The sequence below is a fragment of the Bradyrhizobium sp. HKCCYLRH2060 genome (assembly GCF_051168135.1).
Classification (GTDB): domain Bacteria; phylum Pseudomonadota; class Alphaproteobacteria; order Rhizobiales; family Xanthobacteraceae; genus Bradyrhizobium.
This window is the reverse complement of sequence record NZ_JBNPUK010000001.1, coordinates 712,821-731,353: the sequence shown is the minus strand read 5'-3', so window position 1 is coordinate 731,353 and position 18,533 is coordinate 712,821. Positions and strand designations below refer to the sequence as shown.

The 18,533-nt window shown below is 66.7% G+C and carries 18 protein-coding genes; 11 read left to right on the top strand and 7 right to left on the bottom strand.

Annotation, left to right across the window (positions count from 1 at the left end; genetic code table 11):
• Positions 1–158 precede the first annotated feature (158 nt).
• On the bottom strand, positions 159–941 hold the full coding sequence (locus ACQR10_RS03255) for a DUF1223 domain-containing protein (protein WP_316215574.1): 783 nt from the start codon (positions 939–941) through the stop codon (positions 159–161).
• A 188-nt stretch (positions 942–1,129) separates the two neighbouring features.
• The gene (acnA, locus tag ACQR10_RS03250) at positions 1,130–3,850 is read right to left on the bottom strand and encodes an aconitate hydratase AcnA (protein WP_316215515.1); all 2,721 of its coding nucleotides are present in this window, start codon (positions 3,848–3,850) and stop codon (positions 1,130–1,132) included.
• Positions 3,851–4,073: 223 nt separating this feature from the next.
• On the opposite strand from acnA, the gene ccmA reads away from it, so the two are divergent.
• From ccmA to ACQR10_RS03225, 5 genes are all read left to right on the top strand, one after another.
• Positions 4,074–4,703: a heme ABC exporter ATP-binding protein CcmA gene (gene ccmA / locus ACQR10_RS03245; RefSeq protein WP_316215514.1), complete on the top strand. Its 630-nt coding sequence runs from the start codon at positions 4,074–4,076 to the stop codon at positions 4,701–4,703.
• A gap of 316 nt (positions 4,704–5,019) precedes the next feature.
• Positions 5,020–5,688, top strand: a complete 669-nt coding sequence (ccmB, locus tag ACQR10_RS03240; protein ID WP_315715915.1) for a heme exporter protein CcmB — start codon at positions 5,020–5,022, stop codon at positions 5,686–5,688.
• A 93-nt stretch (positions 5,689–5,781) separates the two neighbouring features.
• Positions 5,782–6,558: a heme ABC transporter permease gene (locus ACQR10_RS03235; protein WP_316215513.1), complete on the top strand. Its 777-nt coding sequence runs from the start codon at positions 5,782–5,784 to the stop codon at positions 6,556–6,558.
• A gap of 1 nt (position 6,559) precedes the next feature.
• The gene (gene ccmD, locus ACQR10_RS03230; protein WP_316215512.1) at positions 6,560–6,739 is read left to right on the top strand and encodes a heme exporter protein CcmD; all 180 of its coding nucleotides are present in this window, start codon (positions 6,560–6,562) and stop codon (positions 6,737–6,739) included.
• The gene (locus ACQR10_RS03225) at positions 6,736–7,332 is read left to right on the top strand and encodes a DsbE family thiol:disulfide interchange protein (protein WP_316215511.1); all 597 of its coding nucleotides are present in this window, start codon (positions 6,736–6,738) and stop codon (positions 7,330–7,332) included. Before ccmD ends, ACQR10_RS03225 begins: the two co-directional genes overlap by 4 nt.
• A gap of 215 nt (positions 7,333–7,547) precedes the next feature.
• Here ACQR10_RS03225 and ACQR10_RS03220 read toward each other — a convergent pair whose 3' ends face one another.
• Together ACQR10_RS03220 and ftsY are read right to left on the bottom strand one after the other, a co-directional pair.
• The gene (locus ACQR10_RS03220) at positions 7,548–8,150 is read right to left on the bottom strand and encodes a septation protein A (RefSeq protein WP_316215510.1); all 603 of its coding nucleotides are present in this window, start codon (positions 8,148–8,150) and stop codon (positions 7,548–7,550) included.
• 85 nt (positions 8,151–8,235) lie between these two features.
• Entirely contained in the window at positions 8,236–9,183 is a 948-nt protein-coding gene (gene ftsY, locus ACQR10_RS03215) for a signal recognition particle-docking protein FtsY (protein WP_315800717.1), read from the bottom strand.
• Positions 9,184–9,242: 59 nt separating this feature from the next.
• Here ftsY and ACQR10_RS03210 point away from each other — a divergent pair, with 59 nt between their 5' ends.
• Positions 9,243–10,139: an RluA family pseudouridine synthase gene (locus ACQR10_RS03210; RefSeq protein ID WP_316180306.1), complete on the top strand. Its 897-nt coding sequence runs from the start codon at positions 9,243–9,245 to the stop codon at positions 10,137–10,139.
• Between the two features lie 102 nt (positions 10,140–10,241).
• On the opposite strand, the gene mtaB is transcribed toward ACQR10_RS03210, so the two are convergent.
• Complete coding sequence (mtaB, locus tag ACQR10_RS03205; RefSeq protein ID WP_316215509.1) at positions 10,242–11,552, bottom strand: tRNA (N(6)-L-threonylcarbamoyladenosine(37)-C(2))-methylthiotransferase MtaB; 1,311 nt, start codon at positions 11,550–11,552, stop codon at positions 10,242–10,244.
• Complete coding sequence (gene dapF, locus ACQR10_RS03200) at positions 11,549–12,415, bottom strand: diaminopimelate epimerase (RefSeq protein ID WP_316215508.1); 867 nt, start codon at positions 12,413–12,415, stop codon at positions 11,549–11,551. Before dapF ends, mtaB begins: the two co-directional genes overlap by 4 nt.
• Before the next feature lie 170 nt (positions 12,416–12,585).
• On the opposite strand from dapF, the gene ACQR10_RS03195 reads away from it, so the two are divergent.
• A complete protein-coding gene (locus ACQR10_RS03195; protein ID WP_315800721.1) occupies positions 12,586–13,356 on the top strand; it encodes a GyrI-like domain-containing protein in 771 nt (256 codons plus the stop codon).
• Between the two features lie 5 nt (positions 13,357–13,361).
• Complete coding sequence (locus ACQR10_RS03190) at positions 13,362–14,072, top strand: SIMPL domain-containing protein (RefSeq protein WP_316180299.1); 711 nt, start codon at positions 13,362–13,364, stop codon at positions 14,070–14,072.
• Between the two features lie 195 nt (positions 14,073–14,267).
• Here the strand turns inward: ACQR10_RS03190 and ACQR10_RS03185 are convergent, their stop codons facing one another.
• Complete coding sequence (locus tag ACQR10_RS03185) at positions 14,268–15,260, bottom strand: MBL fold metallo-hydrolase (RefSeq protein ID WP_315800723.1); 993 nt, start codon at positions 15,258–15,260, stop codon at positions 14,268–14,270.
• A 337-nt stretch (positions 15,261–15,597) separates the two neighbouring features.
• Between ACQR10_RS03185 and ffh the strand changes: the two genes are divergently transcribed.
• The 3 genes from ffh to rimM all read left to right on the top strand — a co-directional run bounded on the left by ffh (position 15,598) and on the right by rimM (position 18,341).
• Positions 15,598–17,145 (top strand): signal recognition particle protein, encoded by a 1,548-nt coding sequence (gene ffh / locus ACQR10_RS03180; protein ID WP_316215507.1) that lies wholly within the window; start codon positions 15,598–15,600, stop codon positions 17,143–17,145.
• A gap of 138 nt (positions 17,146–17,283) precedes the next feature.
• Entirely contained in the window at positions 17,284–17,616 is a 333-nt protein-coding gene (gene rpsP, locus ACQR10_RS03175; RefSeq protein WP_008964221.1) for a 30S ribosomal protein S16, read from the top strand.
• 128 nt (positions 17,617–17,744) lie between these two features.
• Positions 17,745–18,341 (top strand): ribosome maturation factor RimM, encoded by a 597-nt coding sequence (gene rimM, locus ACQR10_RS03170; RefSeq protein ID WP_316215506.1) that lies wholly within the window; start codon positions 17,745–17,747, stop codon positions 18,339–18,341.
• Positions 18,342–18,533 lie beyond the last annotated feature (192 nt).

The window sequence follows — 18,533 nt, the reverse complement described above, 5'->3', positions numbered from 1 at the left end:
CAGGATCGGGTCTATTCACAAGTAAGGCAAAGGGCCAACGCAAGTTGGTCCTTTTGCTTTTCTGGCGTGAGCTGCCGGAAGATGTCGCGGCGCGCCGTCGCACGGACGTGACGCGCCTCACGCAGGTCAGCGAAAACGAAGATCGGGACGACGGAAGATCAGCGCTCGGGACCACGCGCCGTTGCTGAAGCCCGTCCGCCCAACGGCAACTCGGAAAAGGCGGCGCCGAGCATCGGCCCAGGGCGGTCGCGACTGCCGTCCTGCACATAGACGACGGTGCCATCGACGCCCTCGCGGGCGATCTTCTCCAGCGGCACGCTCCAGCTGACCGGCGACCCGTTCCAGTCACCCAGCTTCTGGAGACCGCGAACGACGTTGTAATAGGTCAGGTCGCGGCCGCTGTTCTCGCCGCGCCCGACCGAGATCGGGACCACCCGCGAGATCGAGCAGACCCAGACCTCGCCGTGCCGGCGCGGCGCATGCTCGCTGGCCGCGGCGACCGAGACGGCGAGCTCCTGGCCGTCGACCGACAGCCTCACCGGCACCGACATCACCGCGCCGCCCTGGACGGTTTCCTCGATCGCGCCTTCGATCGCCTCGCGGTCGCTGCCGATCACATGCACCGAGCCGTTGATCACCGCCTGCGGCGTATAGACCTCGCGGTCCCCGCGCGCACGAGAATAGGCCCGCTGCCGGGCCGTGAAGCGGGAGTCGGCCAGCGTGTCCTTCCAGCCGAGATAGTCCCAGTAGTCGATCGGCAGCGACAACGCGATGACCGAAGGATCTCTGGCGAGCTCGCCGAGGATCTTGTCAGCCGGCGGGCAGGACGAACAGCCTTGAGAGGTGAAGAGTTCGATCACCGCACGGGGATCGGATGCGGCTGGCCGGACGAAAGCGATGACCGCACAGACACTCAGCGCTGCGCGCGACCACCACGACATCTGTCCACTCATCGCCACTGTCCCGTCTGGACCACCGTCCGCTGCGCCCTGCGCATCACTGCATCCGCGATGCCGTCCTCGTAGTTAACAAACCGAAAATGCAAAGGAGGCGGCCTTTGTCATAGGCCGCCTCCTTCATCACCCGCTACTCACTTCAGAGTGAGCCAAACTGTCGCATCGCGCTTTGGTTAAGCGGCGAGCTTGCGCAGCACGTAGTGCAGGATGCCGCCGTTGCGGTAGTAGTCGAGCTCGTCGAGCGTATCGATCCGGCAGAGCAGCGGCACCTGTTGCGCCGCACCGTCGGCCGAGACGATCTCGGCGGTCAGGGTTTGGCGCGGCTTCAGGTCGCCCTGCAGGCCCTTGATGGTAACCTTCTCGTCGCCCTTGAGGCCGAGCGAGGACCAGGACGTGCCTTCCTGGAAGGTGAGCGGCAGCACGCCCATACCGACCAGGTTGGAGCGATGGATGCGCTCGAAGCTCTGGCAGATCACGGCGCGGACGCCGAGCAGCCGGGTACCTTTGGCGGCCCAGTCGCGCGATGAGCCGTTGCCGTATTCGGCGCCGGCGAACACCACCAGCGGCACACCCTCTTCCTGATACTTCATCGCGGCGTCGTAGATCGACATCTGCTCGCCGTCGGGCCAGTGCTTGGTCAGACCGCCCTCTGGGATGTTGCCGTCGGCGCCCTTGAGCATGAAGTTCTTGATGCGGATGTTGGCGAAGGTGCCGCGCATCATGATCTCGTGATTGCCGCGGCGGGTGCCGTACTGGTTGAAGTCGGCCGGGCGAACCTGGTGCTCGCTGAGGAACTTGCCGGCGGGCGAGGTCAGCTTGATCGAACCGGCCGGCGAGATGTGGTCGGTCGTGATCTTGTCGCCGAACAGCGCCAGCACGCGGGCCTCGACGATGTCCTTGATCGGCTCCGGCTCCTTCTTCATGCCTTCGAAATACGGCGGGTTCTGCACGTAGGTCGACGACATGTTCCAGCGATAGGTTTCGCTCTCGACGGTCTTGATCTTGCGCCAGTTGGTGTCGCCCTTGAACACGTCGGCATAGCGCTTCTTGAAGATCGACGCCTTGACGAACTTCTTGACGAAGTCGTTGACCTCCTTCGTCGTCGGCCAGATGTCCTTCAGGTAGACCGGCTTCTTGTCCTTGCCGATACCGATCGGCTCGACGGCGAGGTCCTTGGTCACAGTGCCGGCGAGCGCATAGGCGACGACCAGCGGCGGCGAGGCCAGGTAGTTGGCCTGCACGTCCGGCGAGACGCGGCCTTCGAAGTTGCGGTTGCCCGACAGCACCGCCGCCGCGACGACGCCATTGTCGTTGATCGACTTCGAGATCTCTTCCGGCAGCGGGCCTGAGTTGCCGATGCAGGTGGTGCAGCCGAAGCCGACCAGGTTGAAGCCGACCTTGTCGAGATCCTTCTGCAGGCCGGAGTTCGCGAGGTATTCAGCAACCACCTGACTGCCCGGGGCGAGCGAGGTCTTCACCCACGGCTTGGCCTTGAGGCCCTTGGCGGCGGCGTTGCGGGCCAAGAGGCCGGCGCCGATCAGCACGCTCGGGTTCGAGGTGTTGGTGCAGGAGGTGATGGCGGCGATGACGACGTCGCCATGGCCGATATCGAAGTCTTTGCCCTCGACCGGGAAGCGCTGCTCGGCCGCATCGGGCTTCTTGTACTCGCCGGCCAGCGCGGTCGCGAAGCCTTCGGCGACTGCGGGGAGCGCGATGCGGCCCTCGGGACGCTTCGGACCGGCCATCGACGGCACGACGTCGGCGAGATCGAGGGTCAGCGTCTGTGTGAACACCGGGTCGGCCGACTTGGCGGTGCGGAACAGGCCCTGCGCCTTGGCATAGGCCTCGACCAGCGCGACGCGCGGCGCCTTGCGGCCGGAGGTCTTGAGATAATCGATCGTCGCGGTGTCGACCGGGAAGAAGCCGCAGGTCGCGCCGTATTCTGGAGCCATGTTGGCGATGGTCGACTTGTCGGCGACCGAGAGATGGTCGAGGCCGGGGCCGAAGAACTCGACGAACTTGCCGACCACGCCGAGCTTGCGCAGCATCTGGGTGACGGTCAGCACGAGGTCGGTCGCGGTGACGCCTTCCTTCAGCGCGCCGGTCAGCTTGAAGCCGACGACGTCGGGCAGCAGCATCGACAGCGGCTGGCCGAGCATGCAGGCCTCGGCCTCGATGCCGCCGACGCCCCAGCCGAGCACGGCCAGACCGTTGACCATGGTGGTGTGCGAATCGGTGCCGACCAGCGAATCCGGATAGGCGACCTCGAAGGTGCCCTTGGTGCGGCCGATCGTCATCTTCTCCTTCTTGGTCCAGACCGTCTGCGCCAGATACTCGAGATTGACCTGGTGGCAGATGCCGGTGCCGGGCGGCACGACGGAGAAGTTCGAGAAGGCCTTCTGGCCCCACTTCAGGAATTCGTAGCGCTCCTGGTTCTGCTTGTACTCCTCGGCGACGTTCTTGCCGAACGCCTTGTTGTCACCGAAGTAGTTCACGATCACCGAATGGTCGATGACGAGATCGACCGGCACCAGCGGGTTGATCTTCTCGGCATCGCCGCCGAGCGCCTGCATCGCGTTGCGCATCGCCGCGAGGTCGACGACAGCCGGGACGCCGGTGAAATCCTGCATCAGCACGCGCGCCGGGCGGAAGGCGATCTCGTGCTCCAGCGACTTCTTGCGCAGCCATTTCGACACCGCGACGATGTCGTCCTTGGTGACGGTACGGCCATCCTCGTTGCGCAGCAGATTCTCGAGCAGCACCTTCATCGAGTACGGCAGCTTCGAGATGTCCTTGAGACCGTTCTTCTCGGCTGTGGGCAAGCTGTAATAGATGTAGCTCTTCGTTCCGACCTTGAGGGTCTTGCGACACTTGAAGCTGTCGAGCGAGGTCATGCGTGGAAATCCCAATTGATCTGCATACCCGGAGGGGGTATTTAAGAACCGTCAGCGCGAGGCGCCGGATGGCTTGCAGCGGACGATTGTGTGCTGCATCAAGGTCGGGCTTATAGAAGCTTTCTAACTGCGCCGCCACAGAGACAAGCAAGTCCCGACGTGGCATCACCCACAAATTCTCACGCGCTAGCCATCAATTTCGTAAGGGCGCTCACGACAGGCCATGCAGGCGACTTCAACACTGTCTCCGAAGCTGTTCGGCCGCGACGTCAGATGCGTGCGCGGCGGCCGCGAGGTGTTCGCAGGACTGGCCTTCGAAGCAGTCGCGGGCGAGGCGCTGGCAGTGACCGGACACAATGGTGCGGGCAAGACATCGCTGCTGCGGCTGATTGCCGGCCTGCTGCTCCCGGCGGGCGGCTCCATCGCCATCGAGGGCGGTGAGAGCGAGCTGACGGTGCCCGAGCAGGCGCATTATCTCGGCCACCGCGACGCGCTGAAGCCGGCGCTCAGCGTGCGCGAAAACCTGACCTTCTGGGCCGAATTCCTCGGCGGCGGGGTCACGCGGCCGATCTCCGACTGCCTCGCGGCCGTCGGCATCGCCCACGCCATTGACCTGCCCGCCGCCTATCTGTCGGCCGGCCAGCGCCGCCGTCTGTCGCTGGCCCGCCTGCTCGCGGTGCCCCGCCTGCTGTGGCTGCTCGATGAACCCACCGCGGCGCTCGACGTCGCTGGACAGGCGATGTTCGCGGGGCTGATGCGGGAGCATCTCGCCGGGGGTGGGCTGATCGTCGCGGCGACGCACGGCCCGCTCGGCATCGACACGCGCGAGTTGCGGATCGGAACGATCGGATGATGCCCCCCTTCTTCACGACGCCCGCCGGCCCCTCCATTCCCTCCCCCCTTGTGGGGGAGGGTCAGGGAGGGGGGTGCCACACGACGTGGCCTATCGAACTGAGCGCACCCCCATCGCTCCATATCCCATCCTATCGATGCTCGCCCCCCTCCCCCTTGCAGGGAGGGGTCGGGGGTGGGGGTCCCCACGGGCGGTCTCGCCCGGAGCCACCCCCCTCCCCAGCCCTCCCCCACAAGGGGGGAGGGAGCGAAGTGTGCCGGCGGTCGGAGCACGGCTCACTCCCGCGCAATGCGCCATCAGCGCAGGCCCTCCCCGCATGACCGCGCTCGGTGCCCTCATCCGCCGCGACATCAAGATCGCGCTGCGCATCGGCGGCGGCGCGTTGATCGGCGTGCTGTTCTTTCTCACCGTCGTGGTGCTGATGCCGTTCGCGGTAGGGCCCGACCTGGCGCTGCTGACCCGGCTCGGCCCCGCCATCCTCTGGCTCGGTGCCCTGCTCTCCAGCCTGCTCACCCTGGACCGGCTGTTCACCGCCGACCACGAGGACGGCTCGCTCGACCTGGTCGTGATGAGCCGGACACCGCTGGAGCTGGCCTGCGCCGCCAAGGCGCTGGCGCACTGGCTCGCCGCCGGCCTGCCGCTGGTGATCGCGACGCCCGTGCTCGGCCTGCTGCTCAACCTCGACGCCACGGCGACTGGCGCCGTCGCGCTGACGTTATTGGCGGGCACGCCTGCCCTGACCTTCATCGGCATGATCGGTGCCGCGCTGGCGGTGACCATGCACCGTGGCGGGCTGCTGCTGGCGGTCTTGGTGCTGCCACTTTCGATCCCCGTGCTGATCTTCGGCGTCGCGGCGTCGCAGGCGGCCATCGTCGGCCCGCTGCCGTTCGGGGCGCCGTTCTCGATCCTGTGCGCATTGTCGCTGGTGAGTTTCGTGATCGGCCCGTTCGCCGCTGCGACAAGCTTGCGGAACGGGCTGGATTGACCCACCGCCCGCCGGGGTTTGACCATGATCAACTCTTACCTAGCGACGCCGTGCTGATTGCCTGCAACCGCGTCCGCCTTTAACAAGGGTCTCATGTCGCTGATCGACCTCGCCAATCCCACCCGGTTCCTTGCGCTGGCGGCGCGGCTGCTGCCGTGGCTGGCGCTGGTCACGGCCGCGCTGCTGGCTGCCGGCCTGTACCTCTCCGCAGTGGCGCCCGACGACTATCAGCAGGGCGCGACCGTCAAGATCATGTTCATCCACGTGCCCAATGCCTGGCTGTCGATGTTCGTCTGGAGTATCATGAGCATCGCCTCGCTCGGCACCCTGGTGTGGCGGCATCCCCTGGCCGACGTCGCCGCCAAGGCCGCCGCCCCGATCGGCGCCAGCTTCACGTTCCTCGCGCTCCTCACCGGGTCGCTGTGGGGCCGGCCGATGTGGGGCACCTATTGGGAATGGGACGCGCGGCTGACCTCGGTGCTGATCCTGTTCCTGATGTATCTCGGCCTGATGGCGCTGTGGCGCGCGGTCGAGGATCCCACGCGCGCGGCACGCGCCGCCGCGGTGCTGACGCTGGTCGGCGCGATCAATCTGCCGATCATCAAGTTCTCGGTCGACTGGTGGAACACGCTGCATCAACCGGCGTCGGTGATGCGGATGGGCGGTCCGGCGCTCGACAAGGCCTTCCTGATCCCGCTGCTGGTGATGGCCGTCGGCTTCACCTTCCTGTTCGTGACGCTGCACGTCGCCGCGATGCGCAACGAGATCCTGCGCCGGCGTGTCCGCAGCCTGCAGATGATGCAGGCCCGCGCCTACACGGCGGCTGCGCCGGCCGCCGATGCCGCAGGCCGGATCGCGGGAGCGGCTTGACATGGACCTTGGCCCCTATACCTCCTTCATCGCCACCTCCTATCTTGCCGCGGCGCTGGTCGTGATGCTGCTGATCGGCTGGATCGTCATCGACTACCGCACTCAGAAGGCGCGCTTGCGCGCGCTCGAGGACAGCGGCATCAGCCGCCGTTCCGGCCGCGCCGCGACGGATATCCAATGACCGAACAGGCTGCGACAGAGCCGGCGCCGCGGCGCCGCTCATTCCTCATGCTGCTGCCGCTGGCGGTGTTCCTCGGGCTGGCGGCGCTGTTCTGGTCGCGCCTCGGCAACGGCGATCCGTCGCAGATTCCCTCCGCGCTGATCGGCCGCCCTGCGCCGGCCACACCGCTGCCGGCGCTGCCAGAGCTGGCGAAGGACGGCACGCCGGTGCCGGGCCTCGACCCGGCTGCGCTCAAGGGCAAGGTCAGCATCGTCAACGTCTGGGCATCGTGGTGCGTGCCCTGCCACGACGAGGCGCCGCTGCTGGTCGAACTGGGCCGCGACAAGCGCTTCCAGATCATCGGCATCAACTACAAGGACGGCGCCGACAACGCCCGCCGCTTCCTCGGCCGCTACGGCAACCCTTACGACGTCGTCGGCGTCGACGGCAACGGCCGCGCCGGCATCGAATGGGGCGTCTACGGCGTGCCCGAGACCTTTGTCGTCGGCCGCGAAGGCACCATCGTCTACAAGCTGGTCGGCCCGATCACGGCGCAGAACATCGACGCCGTGCTGAAGCCGGAAATCGAGAAGGCGCTGAAGGCAGGGAGTTAGTTCGCGGTCGGCAAGTCGTTAGTTTCTCGTCGTTGCAAGTGGACGTGACTGCCGAGCTCGCGCAACGACCCACGGTGTCGTCCCGGCCTTGAGCCGGGACCCATACTCCGCGGCCGTCGTGGTGGGCAAGATGTTAACGACGCGCCTGCCCCAAACTCAAGCCTGTGGTTCTGGGTCCCGGCTCAAGGCCGGGACGACAGCAGAGTTTGCCGCAACTACCCCTTGCTCACATCCCCTTCCGCGGCGTCGCTGGCTTCCAACGAGGCCGGGTCGAGGTGGTAGCGCTTGATCAGCGGCATCTGGGCGATGGCGAAGATCATGGTCAGCGGCACCACGCCGAACGCCTTGAAGCCGACCCAGAAATCGGTGCTCTGCGTGCGCCAGATAATCTCGTTCAGCACCGCCATCGCGGCGAAGAACAGCGCCCAGCGAAACGTCAGGATGCGCCAGCCCGCGGGCGTCAGATTGAACATCTGATCGAACATGATCGCGATGAAGGAGCGATTGAACAAGAGCCCGCCACCGAGCACGGCCGCGAACAGCCCGTAGATGATGGTCGGCTTGACCTTGATGAAGGTCTCGTCGTGCAGCACCAGGGTCAGCGTGCCGAACACGATGACGACGACGGCGGTCACCAGCGCCATCAGCGGGACGTGCCGCGTCACCACGTAGGACGCGATCAGCGCGGCAATGATCGCGACCATGAACGCGCCGGTCGCCGCGAACAGGTTGAACTTGGCATTGACCACGAAGAAGATGATCAGCGGACCGAGCTCGGTCGCGAGCTTGAACAGCGGGTGCGGCTGGGTCTTGTCCATTCCATATCCTGTTGGCTGCAGCCACGGCAGCGGTTGATCCGGTCGTCTCGATCTGGCGGTGGGCCGGAGCCCGGGCGTGGCGACGTCAATCCTCGATGCCGGCGATCGCCCGCGCAAAATCTCTCGCGGCGAACGGTGAGAGATCCTCGACCCCCTCGCCGACGCCGATGAAGTGCACCGGCAGCTTGAACTTCTCCGACAGCGCCACGAGGATGCCGCCGCGCGCCGTGCCGTCGAGCTTGGTCATCACGAGGCCTGTGACGCCTGCCGTACGATGAAACGCCTCGACCTGCGACAGCGCATTTTGTCCCACCGTCGCGTCGAGCACGAGCAGCACCGCATGCGGCGCCGAGGTGTCGACCTTGCGAATGACACGCACCACCTTCTCGAGCTCGTTCATCAGCTCGGCCTTGTTCTGCAGCCGGCCGGCGGTGTCGATCAGCAGGATGTCGCGGCCCTGCTCCTTGGCCGCGGTGATGGCGTTGAACGCCAGGCTCGCGGAATCAGAGCCTTGCGCGCCGGCGACGACCGGCGCTCTGGTGCGCTCGCCCCACACCTTGAGCTGCTCGATCGCGGCGGCGCGGAAGGTATCGCCCGCGGCCAGCATCACCTGCTTGCCTTCGGAGGCAAATTTCTGCGCCAGCTTGCCGATCGTGGTCGTCTTGCCGGAGCCGTTGACGCCGACGACGAGAATGACGAACGGCTTGTGGCCAGCGTCGATCGTGAGCGGCTTCGCCACCGGCGACAGCACCTTCTCGACCTCGGTCGCGACCACCGCCTTGACCTCGTCGGCACTGATCGCCTTGTCGTAGCGGCCGTGGCCTACGGCTTCGGCGATCCGCGCCGCCACCTGGGTGCCGAGATCGGCGCGCAGCAGCACGTCCTCGATGTCGTCGAGCATCGCGCGGTCGAGCTTGCGCTTGGTGACGAGATCGGCGACGGCGGTGCCGAGCGCGCCGGAGGTGCGCTTCAGGCCGGCCGACAGACGCCGCCACCACGACAGCTTGGGTGTTTCGGAGGTGGTATCGTTCATGGCGTGGTGTTAGCCCTTTCCATTCGCAAACGAAAGCTCACACCCGCGTTACGGTTTCCATGGACATTAACCAACCCACCGATGAGGAGATGCTCGCCCGCGTGCTCCACCGCGACGGGCTGATGCTGGTGATCGACAAGCCGGCCGGCATTCCCGTGCACAAGGGGCCGAAGGGCGGGCCGAACCTCGAAGCCTCGTTCGACGCGCTGCGCTTCGGCCTGCCGCGCCCGCCGGTGCTCGCGCATCGGCTCGACAAGGAAACCTCCGGATGTCTGGTGCTCGGCCGTCATCGCAAGGCAACGGCGTCGCTCGGGCTTTTGTTCAAGCATGGCAAGATTTCGAAAACCTATTGGGCTGTCGTCGAAGGCGGGCCCGACGCTGACGAGGGCGTGATCGAGCTCCCGCTCGGCAAGCTCAACGCCGAACGCGGCTGGTGGCAGAAACCGGATCCGCAGGGGCAGCCGGCGGTGACGAAATGGCGGGTGTTGGGGAGGTCGTATTCTCTCACTCCCCCACCTCAGATCTCGATCTCGACTTGCGACACCGACTCCCCTCCCCCTCGCGGGGAGGGGTCGGGGGCGGGGGTCCCCACGGGCAGTGTCGCCCGGAGCCACCCCCCTCCCCAACCCTCCCCCACAAGGGGGGAGGGAGCGCAGGGTGCCGGGGGAGAGAGCGAACCTCAATCCACCAAGACACCCAAGCTCACTTGGCTCGCCATGGAACCGGTCACCGGCCGCACGCATCAACTGCGCGTGCACTCCGCCGCATCCGGCTGGCCGATCGTCGGCGACAACATCTACGGCAACGGGCCGCGCTTCGGCGAGCCGCGGCTGCATCTGCATGCGCGGGAGATTTCGATCCCGCTGTCGAAGAACAAGCCCCCGGTGCAGGTCGTCGCACCGGCGCCGCTGCACATGCATGAGCGGCTGCGACTGTGCGGGTGGAACGGGGAGTGAGCCCGTCTCTCTCCACTCGTCGTGGCCGGGCTTGTCCCGGCCATCCACGTCTCAGTTGCCCAAGGCGGCGTGGATGTTCGGGCCTTCGCCGCCCCGAAGCGGCTACGGCCGCGCAGGCGGGTCAAGCCCGGGCATGACGGAGTCCTGAACTAACAGCCTCGCGCCATCATGCGCGGCGATCATCAACCGCTGCACCGTCCCCGGCACAGCGCCGCGGACGGCCGCCGGCAGATAGTGCTCCGTCCGCCCCTGCGTCTCGCTCTCGATCAGCACCTCGCGCTCGCTGCCGATCTCGGCATCCAGACGCCGCAGCAACGCCGCCTCTCCCGCGGCCCGCAGCCTCTTGGCGCGATCGCGGATGACGGCGCCATCCACCTGCGGCATGCGCGCCGCCGGCGTGCCCGGGCGCAGCGAATACGGAAACACGTGCAGAAACGTCAGGCCACATTCCTCGACCAGGTCGATCGAGCGCGAGAACATCTCCTCGGTCTCGGTCGGAAATCCCGCAATCAGATCGGCGCCGAGCGAGATATCCGGACGCAGCCGCCGCACTTGGTCACAGAACGCGATCGCGTCGGCGCGCGAATGTCGCCGCTTCATGCGCTTCAGGAGCAGATCGTCGCCGGCCTGCAGCGACAGATGCAGATGCGGCATCAGCCTGGCGTCATCTGCGAGCGCATCGAGCAGGTCGGCATCGGCCTCGATCGAATCGATCGAGGAGATGCGTAGACGCTGCAGCTCGGGCACGTGGCGCAAGATCTGCTTGACCAATCTGCCGAGCTTCGGCGTCGCCGGCAGATCCGCGCCGTAGCTCGTCAGGTCGACGCCGGTGAGCACGATCTCGGCATGGCCGCGCTCGACAAGCGTCCGCACCTGATCCACCACGGCGCCCATCGGCACCGAGCGCGAATTGCCGCGGCCGAACGGGATGATGCAGAAGGTGCAGCGATGGTCGCAGCCGTTCTGCACCTGGACGAACACCCGCGGCAGGCCGCGCTGGAAGCCGTCGACCAGATGCGGCGCCATCTCCGTCACCGCCATGATGTCGGAGACAGCGACCTTCTCGAAAGCCTCGATGCCGAATCGTGGCGAGGCCAGCGCCTGCGCCGTCGCGCGCCACGCATCGGGCCGCAGCTTGTCGTCATTGCCGATGACGCGGTCGACCTCGGGCATGGCAGCGAACATGCCAGCCTGCGTCTGCGCCGCACAGCCGGTCACGACGATGCGCGCCGCGGGGCGCTCGCGCTTCAGCTTGCGGATGGATTGTCGCGCCTGCGCCACGGCTTCGTTGGTGACGGCGCAGCTGTTGACGACGATGGTGTCGTCGGCGCCGGCCGCTTCGGCATGCTTCGCGATCAGCTCGGATTCGAACGCGTTGAGCCGGCAGCCGAAGGTGACGACATCGACGCTCATGCGACGCTGGCGAACAGCTCTGGCTCGAACCGCCCCTCATATTCGAAGGTCGCGGTCCCGGTCATCAGCACGTGATCGTCGCGCTCGCGCCACTCGATCGTCAGCTCGCCGCCGGGCAGCGTCATCTGCACGATCCGGTTGGCGCGCTTCAGACGGGCCGCCGCGACCGCGGTCGCGCACGCCGCCGAGCCGCAGGCCCTGGTCAGCCCGGCGCCGCGCTCCCAGGTCCGCATCGTGATGTGGTCGCGGTCGACGATGTGGGCCAGCGTGATGTTGGCACGCTCGGGGAAGATCGGGTGGTTTTCCAGCAGCGGCCCGAAGCGCTCCAGATCATAGGCGTTGATGTCCTCGACCCAGAACACCGCGTGCGGGTTGCCCATGTTGACGACCGACGGCGAATGCAGGATCGGGGCGTCGATCGGGCCGATCTGCAGCTCGATGTAGCGGGTGTCGCGGAATTCCTCGGCGAGAGGAATCTCCTGCCAGCCGAACTTCGGCACGCCCATGTCGACGGTGTAGAGGTCGGGCGCCGGGCCCTGCCAGCAGTTCAGCAGTCCGGCGCGGGTCTCGAACGTCGCGCTGGTCTGGCCGGTCTTGCCGAACACCTGGCGCACCACGCAGCGCATGCCGTTGCCGCAGGCGCCGGACTCCGAGCCGTCATTGTTGTAGATGCGGATGAACGCTTCGGTGCCGTCGAGCCGCGGCGGCTGCAGCACCATCAGCTGATCGTAAGGCACCCGGGATGCCACCGCCCGCGCCTCGTCCGGCGTGACGACATGCTTCACGTCGCGAAGATCGACCACGACGATCTCGTTGCCGATCCCGTTCATCTTGACGAAGCTGTGGTTGGCCAGCGCGCTCATGAAAATATCCAAATTGTGTCCGCCTTATATGGCGAATGGCGCGGCATTGACCAGCCTGCAGAGCGACATGACGCATCTGTCATGGGACGCCGCGCCGCCGAGCATGTTAGGACCGGTTCATTCGCCGGCACGAACCGGGCAAAGCAGCACGGCCACTGGAGAATAGTCGAATGAATCTCAGCACTTTCCGCCTTGTTCTGGCCGTGAGCTCGGTCGCGCTCCTGCTCGGCGGCACGCCCGCCCGGGCCCAGGCGCCGTCGGCCTCGCCGGCTCCGGCGGCATCGGCCACGCCTGCGCCAGCCCCGAGCGTGCTACCGGCTCCCTCGGCACCGGCCTCTCCTGCACCTGCCGCGTCGGCCAGTCCCGCGCCCGCGACCAGCCCAACGCCGGCCGCCAGCGCGAGCCCCGCGCCGTCGTCATCTCCGACCGCGGCCCAGTCCCCCGCCACGCCGCCGCCGGCCGCGGCGCCGGCCCAGGCGGGCGACGCCTTCGGTGACGAGATCAAGCTCGAGGCGAAGAAGGTTGTCCTCGTCAAGGGCACCGCCAATTGGGACAACGCATTCGATACGCTGATCGACTCCTTCAAGTCGCTGTCGGCCACGCTGGACAAGCAGGGCATCAAGCCCGCCGGCAACGGCATGATCGTCTACACCTCGACCGACGACACCGGCTTCACCTTCCTGGCCGAGATGCCGATCGAGCAGGAGCCGAAGACGCTCGGCAAGGGCATGAGCATCGGCCAGTCGCCCGAGGGCAAAGCGCTGAAGTTCGTCCATCGCGGCTCCTACGACAACATGGACAACACCTACGAGGCGATCACCAACCACCTTGATGAGCGCCGGCTGGAGGCCAAGGACACCTTCATCGAGGAGTATTTGACCGACCCCTTGAAGACGGCCGAGGACAAGCTCGTCATCAACGTCTACGTGCCGCTGAAGTGAGCACCATGATGATCAGATCGATGTTTGTTGCCGCACTGGCGGCCGCTACGACACTGCCGGCGCTGGCGGACGATATCGCCCGCCAGGACACCCCGGCGATCACCGTCAGCGGCGAGGCCAGCGTGACGGCGCCGCCGGATCTGGCGCAGATCGACGCCGGGGTGGCGTCGGATGCGAAGACCGCGCGCGAGGCCGCCGAGGCCAACAATGCCGCGATGGCCAAGGTGCTCCAGGCACTGAAGGGCGCGGGGATCGCCGACAAGGACTATCAGACGTCGCGGCTGTCGATTCAGCCGCAATATGCGCAGAACCGACCGGGCCAGCCGACCGTGACCGGCTATCGCGCCAGCAATCGCGTCACCATCAAGGTGCACGATGTCAGCAAGGTCGCCAGCGTCATCGACACGCTGGTCGGCGCCGGCGCCAACGACGTCGGCAACATCTATTTCAGCGTCGCCGAGCCGTCCAAGCTGCTCGACCAGGCGCGCGAGAAAGCCGTCGCCGACGCGCGCCGCAAGGCCGAGATCTACGCCAAGGCCGCTGGCGTGACGCTCGGCCAGCCGCTCAACATCGCCGAGGACGGCGCTCCGGCGCCGGTGTTCCGCGCCAAGACCTTCGCCGCGCCGATGGCCGCGACGCCGACACCGGTGGCACAGGGCGAGGAGACGCTGTCGATCACGGTCAACGTGACCTGGGCGATCAAGCCGGCGCAGTAGGTATAAGTCTGTCTCATACTGTGAGACGCGGCGGCCACGACAAACTCAGTGTCGTCCCGGCCTTGAGCCGGGACCCATACGCCGCGGCGGATGTTATCGCGCGAGATGGAGCTGCCGGCCTTCGCAAAACTTGATTCGGTGGTTATGGGTCCCGGCTCAAGGCCGGGACGATACCATTGTTGTTGCGGCAGCGGACTAAATCTCCACCACTTGCCCCGGCTTCAACACGCCAAAACGCTCGCGTGGGATGCCGGCCTGGTCGAGCGCCGTGTGCAGCGCGTGCACCGGCGCATCGATCGCCTCATCGGTCAGCTGGAACGTGCCGTGGTGATGCGCCAGCGCGGCCTCCGCGCCGCAATCCTGCAGCGCCTGCACGGCATCCTCCGGGTTCATGTGCTGGTCGCGCATGAACCAGCGCGGCTCGTAGGCGCCGATCGGCAGGATCGCCAGCCTGATCGGCGCGTGCTGCTCCGCAACGCGGCGGAAATGCTTGCCCGTGCCGTAACCGGAATCGCAGACGATGTAGAGCCGGCCGCGCGGCGTCTCCAGCACGAAGCTTGCCCACAATGCCTTGTTGCGGTCGAACAGGCCGCGCGCCGTCCAGTGCCGCGTCGGCACCAGCGTCACCGCGACCTCCTCGTTCAAGGTCACGCGATCGTGCCAATCATAGGCCTCTGCGCGGATCTTGGAGTCGGCGTCGATCATCGTGAGGTCGTTGCCGAGCGGTGTGACCACCCGCGGCGAAAATCGCGCGGTCAGCTTCGACAAGGTCCGGATATCGAGATGGTCGTAGTGCCCATGCGAGACCAGCACGACATCGATGTGCGGCAACGCCTCGAAGGCGATGCCGGGATCATTGTGGCGTCGCGGGCCGGCGAAGGACAACGGCGAGACCCGCTCCGACCAGACAGGATCGACCAGGATGTTGAGCCCGCCCGTCTGGACCAGCCAGCTGGCATGGCCGATGAAGGACAGCCGCACCGCCTCGCCGTCGATCCGGTGCGGCGGCGCGTCGGCATGCGGGCTCGGCGCCCAGGCCGGCCAGCGGGAACGCTTGCCGTTGCGGTCGAACTGCCAGCGCAGCACCTGGGAGAGGGATTTGGGCGGAACGCCGTCGGGATCGTAGAAGCGCTTGCCGTCGAAATGGTCGGTGACGGGGCCGGAATAGGTCCTGGAACGGCGCAACAAGGTCGTCCTCGCGAAGGCAAAGCTGAACTGGCTGAAGAGGTAAGCGGCCGCACAGGGTCCGGCAACGGGACGGCGCGAAGCAAGTTTCCTTGACTTTTGCGGCTGCGGAGGGTTTAACCCGGCCGAATTTCGGAAAGTTTCGTCTTTTCGAGCCACCGCCCGGCCCTGGAGGCCGGAGGTCACCGCCCGACAGCGCTGTGCGCCCTCGGGCGCAAACGTGTTTGGACTGACGGTTTCGGCCGATCTGCCGAGGCCTATATGGTCGTCATAGGCCGCAGCACGCGGCGATGACGGGCGGCAATGAAGCGAGCGCCCTGCAAGGGCAAAGGATACGGCATTGTTCGACAATCTGTCGGAAAGGCTTGGCGGCATTCTCGATCGGCTGACGGGGCGTGGTTCGCTCTCGGAAGCCGATGTCGACGCCGCGATGCGCGAGGTCCGCCGGGCGCTGCTCGAGGCCGACGTCGCACTGGAGGTTGTCCGCAGCTTCACCGAGCGCGTGCGCGAGCAGGCGATCGGCGCCACCGTGGTCAAGTCGGTCACCCCCGGCCAGATGGTCGTCAAGATCGTCCATGACGAGCTGGTCAAGACGCTCGGCGACGACGGCCAGACCATCGACCTCAACGCCGTGCCGCCGGTGCCGATCATGATGGTCGGCCTGCAGGGCTCGGGCAAGACCACCACCACCGCCAAGCTCGCGCGCCGCATGGTCCAGCGCGACAAGCGCAAGGTGCTGATGGCCTCGCTCGACGTCTACCGTCCGGCCGCCATGGAGCAGCTCGCGGTGCTCGGCCGCGACCTCGACATTCCCACCCTGCCGATCGTCGCCGGCCAGATGCCGCCGCAGATCGCGCGCCGCGCCATCGAGGCCGCCAAGCTCGGCGGCTATGACGTGGTGCTGCTCGACACCGCCGGCCGCACCACTCTCGACGAGGACATGATGAAGGAGGCCGCCGAGATCAAGGCGGTCGCCAACCCGCACGAGATCCTGCTGGTCGCGGATTCGCTGACCGGCCAGGACGCCGTCAATCTCGCCCGCTCGTTCGACCAGCGCGTCGGCCTCACCGGCATCGCGCTGACCCGTATCGACGGCGACGGCCGCGGCGGCGCCGCGCTGTCGATGCGCGCGGTCACCGGCAAGCCGATCAAGCTGCTCGGCACCGGCGAAAAGACCGACGCGCTGGAGGACTTCTATCCCTCGCGCATCGCCGGCCGCATCCTCGGCATGGGCGACATCGTCTCGCTGGTCGAGAAAGCCGCGGCGAACATCGACGCCGAGAAGGCCGCGCGCGCCGCCGAGAAGATGCGCAAGGGTCAGTTCGACCTCAACGACATGCGCGAGCAGCTCTTGCATATGTCGCAGATGGGCGGCATCAGCGGGCTCATGGGCATGATGCCCGGCATCTCCAAGATGAAGAACCAGATCGCGGCCGCCGGGATCGACGACAAGATCCTCAAGCGGCAGGTCGCGATCATCGATTCGATGACCCGCGAGGAACGCAAGCATCCCGACCTGCTGAAGGCGAGCCGCAAGAAGCGCATCGCCGCGGGCTCCGGCCAGAGCGTCGAGCACGTCAACAAGCTCCTGAAGATGCACCGGAACATGGCCGACGTGATGAAGGCTATGGGCTCCGGCAAGCGCGGCCCGCTCGCCGGCATCGCCCAGGCGATGGGTTTTGGCGGCGGTGGCGGCATGCCCTCGCCGGAGCAGCTCAAGGCGATGGCCGAGAAGATGCCGGGCGGCATGCCCGGCGGCCTGCCGAATTTGCCGAAGGATCTTCCCGCTGGCCTGCGCGGCGGCTTGCCCAATCTTCCGGGCCTCACCGGTCTCAGCGGCAAGCCGACCCTGCCGGGTCTCGGCCTGCCTCCGGGGAAGAAGAAATGACCTCACTCCCGTCATTGCGAGGAGCGAAGCGATGAAGCAATCCAGAGTCGCGCACGCCGCTCTGGATTGCTTCGCTTCGCTCGCAATGACGACCCATCCAACTTCGTATCAAGACATCGACACCTAAGGAGAACTTTCATGTCCGTCGTCATTCGTCTCGCCCGTGCCGGCACCAAGAAGCGCCCGGTCTATCACGTCGTCGTCGCCGACTCGCGCTTCCCGCGTGACGGCCGTTTCATCGAGCGCCTCGGCTACTTCAATCCGCTGATGCCGAAGGACAACGAGGCGCGCCTCAAGCTCGACATGGAGAAGGTAAAGGGCTGGCTCGCCAAGGGCGCGCAGCCGTCCGACCGCGTCGCCCGCTTCCTCGATGCCGCCGGCGTCAAGAAGCGCGAAGCCCGCCAGAACCCGATCAAGGCCGTGCCGCGCAAGGAGCGCAAGGCCCAGGCCGAAGCCGCCGCCAAGGGCTAAGGTCCCTTGACGAGCGAGGCCTCATGCTTCGAGACGCACGGCTTGCGCCGTGCTCTTCAGCATGAGGTGATCGCTCCTCGTCCTGAGGAGCGCGCCGTTGCGCGCGTCTCGAAGGACGAGGCCCGCTGATGTCCAAGCTGATCTGTGTCGCCAGGATCGGCGCCGCGCACGGCGTGCGCGGCGAGGTCCGCTTATGGACCTTCACCGAGGATCCGCTGGCCGTGCTGCACTACGGCCCGCTGACGACCAAGGACGGCAGTCGTTCGCTCGAAGTCGCGAAGGCGCGCGAGGCGAAGGATCACCTCGTCGCCAGCTTCAAGGGCGTCACCGACCGCAACGCCGCCGAGCGGCTCAACGGGCTCGAGCTCTACGTGCCGCGCGACCGCCTGCCCGAGACGGATGACGACGAATACTACCACGCCGACCTGATCGGGCTTGCCGCCGAGACTACGGCGGGCGCACCCCTCGGCTGTGTGCTCGCCATCCATAATTTCGGCGCCGGCGACATCATCGAGATCGCCCCGCCCTCCGGCAGCACCTTGATGCTGCCGTTCACCAATGCCGTGGTGCCGACGGTCGATCTGGCAGGCGGCCGGGTGATCATCGAGTTGCCGGCCGAGATTGACGGCGAGGATCGAGCTTCGGCCGATGAAACGGCGTCGGCTGAGGACGATGCTGCCGCCCAAAACTCAGCTCGTCATCCCCGCGAAAGCGGGGATCCATAGCCACCGCAGCCGATTGGCTTGCGCGGAACTGGCCGCGTGCCACTTTCCAACATCACGCGGTATGGGTCCCGGATCGGCGCCGCGACGCGCTGATGCGCGTCACGGCTTGTCCGGGACGACACCGGTGGTGGAGCATCAGCCGCGAGATGACGGCGCCGCATTGAGCGATCGGGGCTCGATCTTGCTTCGCCG

Coding starts and splice junctions, on each gene's coding strand:
- ACQR10_RS03255 (WP_316215574.1), bottom strand. CDS start 941: ATGTCGTGGTGGTCGCGCGCAGCGCTGAGTGTCTGTGCGGTCATCGCT.
- acnA (WP_316215515.1), bottom strand. CDS start 3,850: ATGACCTCGCTCGACAGCTTCAAGTGTCGCAAGACCCTCAAGGTCGGA.
- ccmA (WP_316215514.1), top strand. CDS start 4,074: ATGCAGGCGACTTCAACACTGTCTCCGAAGCTGTTCGGCCGCGACGTC.
- ccmB (WP_315715915.1), top strand. CDS start 5,020: ATGACCGCGCTCGGTGCCCTCATCCGCCGCGACATCAAGATCGCGCTG.
- ACQR10_RS03235 (WP_316215513.1), top strand. CDS start 5,782: ATGTCGCTGATCGACCTCGCCAATCCCACCCGGTTCCTTGCGCTGGCG.
- ccmD (WP_316215512.1), top strand. CDS start 6,560: ATGGACCTTGGCCCCTATACCTCCTTCATCGCCACCTCCTATCTTGCC.
- ACQR10_RS03225 (WP_316215511.1), top strand. CDS start 6,736: ATGACCGAACAGGCTGCGACAGAGCCGGCGCCGCGGCGCCGCTCATTC.
- ACQR10_RS03220 (WP_316215510.1), bottom strand. CDS start 8,150: ATGGACAAGACCCAGCCGCACCCGCTGTTCAAGCTCGCGACCGAGCTC.
- ftsY (WP_315800717.1), bottom strand. CDS start 9,183: ATGAACGATACCACCTCCGAAACACCCAAGCTGTCGTGGTGGCGGCGT.
- ACQR10_RS03210 (WP_316180306.1), top strand. CDS start 9,243: ATGGACATTAACCAACCCACCGATGAGGAGATGCTCGCCCGCGTGCTC.
- mtaB (WP_316215509.1), bottom strand. CDS start 11,552: ATGAGCGTCGATGTCGTCACCTTCGGCTGCCGGCTCAACGCGTTCGAA.
- dapF (WP_316215508.1), bottom strand. CDS start 12,415: ATGAGCGCGCTGGCCAACCACAGCTTCGTCAAGATGAACGGGATCGGC.
- ACQR10_RS03195 (WP_315800721.1), top strand. CDS start 12,586: ATGAATCTCAGCACTTTCCGCCTTGTTCTGGCCGTGAGCTCGGTCGCG.
- ACQR10_RS03190 (WP_316180299.1), top strand. CDS start 13,362: ATGATGATCAGATCGATGTTTGTTGCCGCACTGGCGGCCGCTACGACA.
- rpsP (WP_008964221.1), top strand. CDS start 17,284: ATGTCCGTCGTCATTCGTCTCGCCCGTGCCGGCACCAAGAAGCGCCCG.
- rimM (WP_316215506.1), top strand. CDS start 17,745: ATGTCCAAGCTGATCTGTGTCGCCAGGATCGGCGCCGCGCACGGCGTG.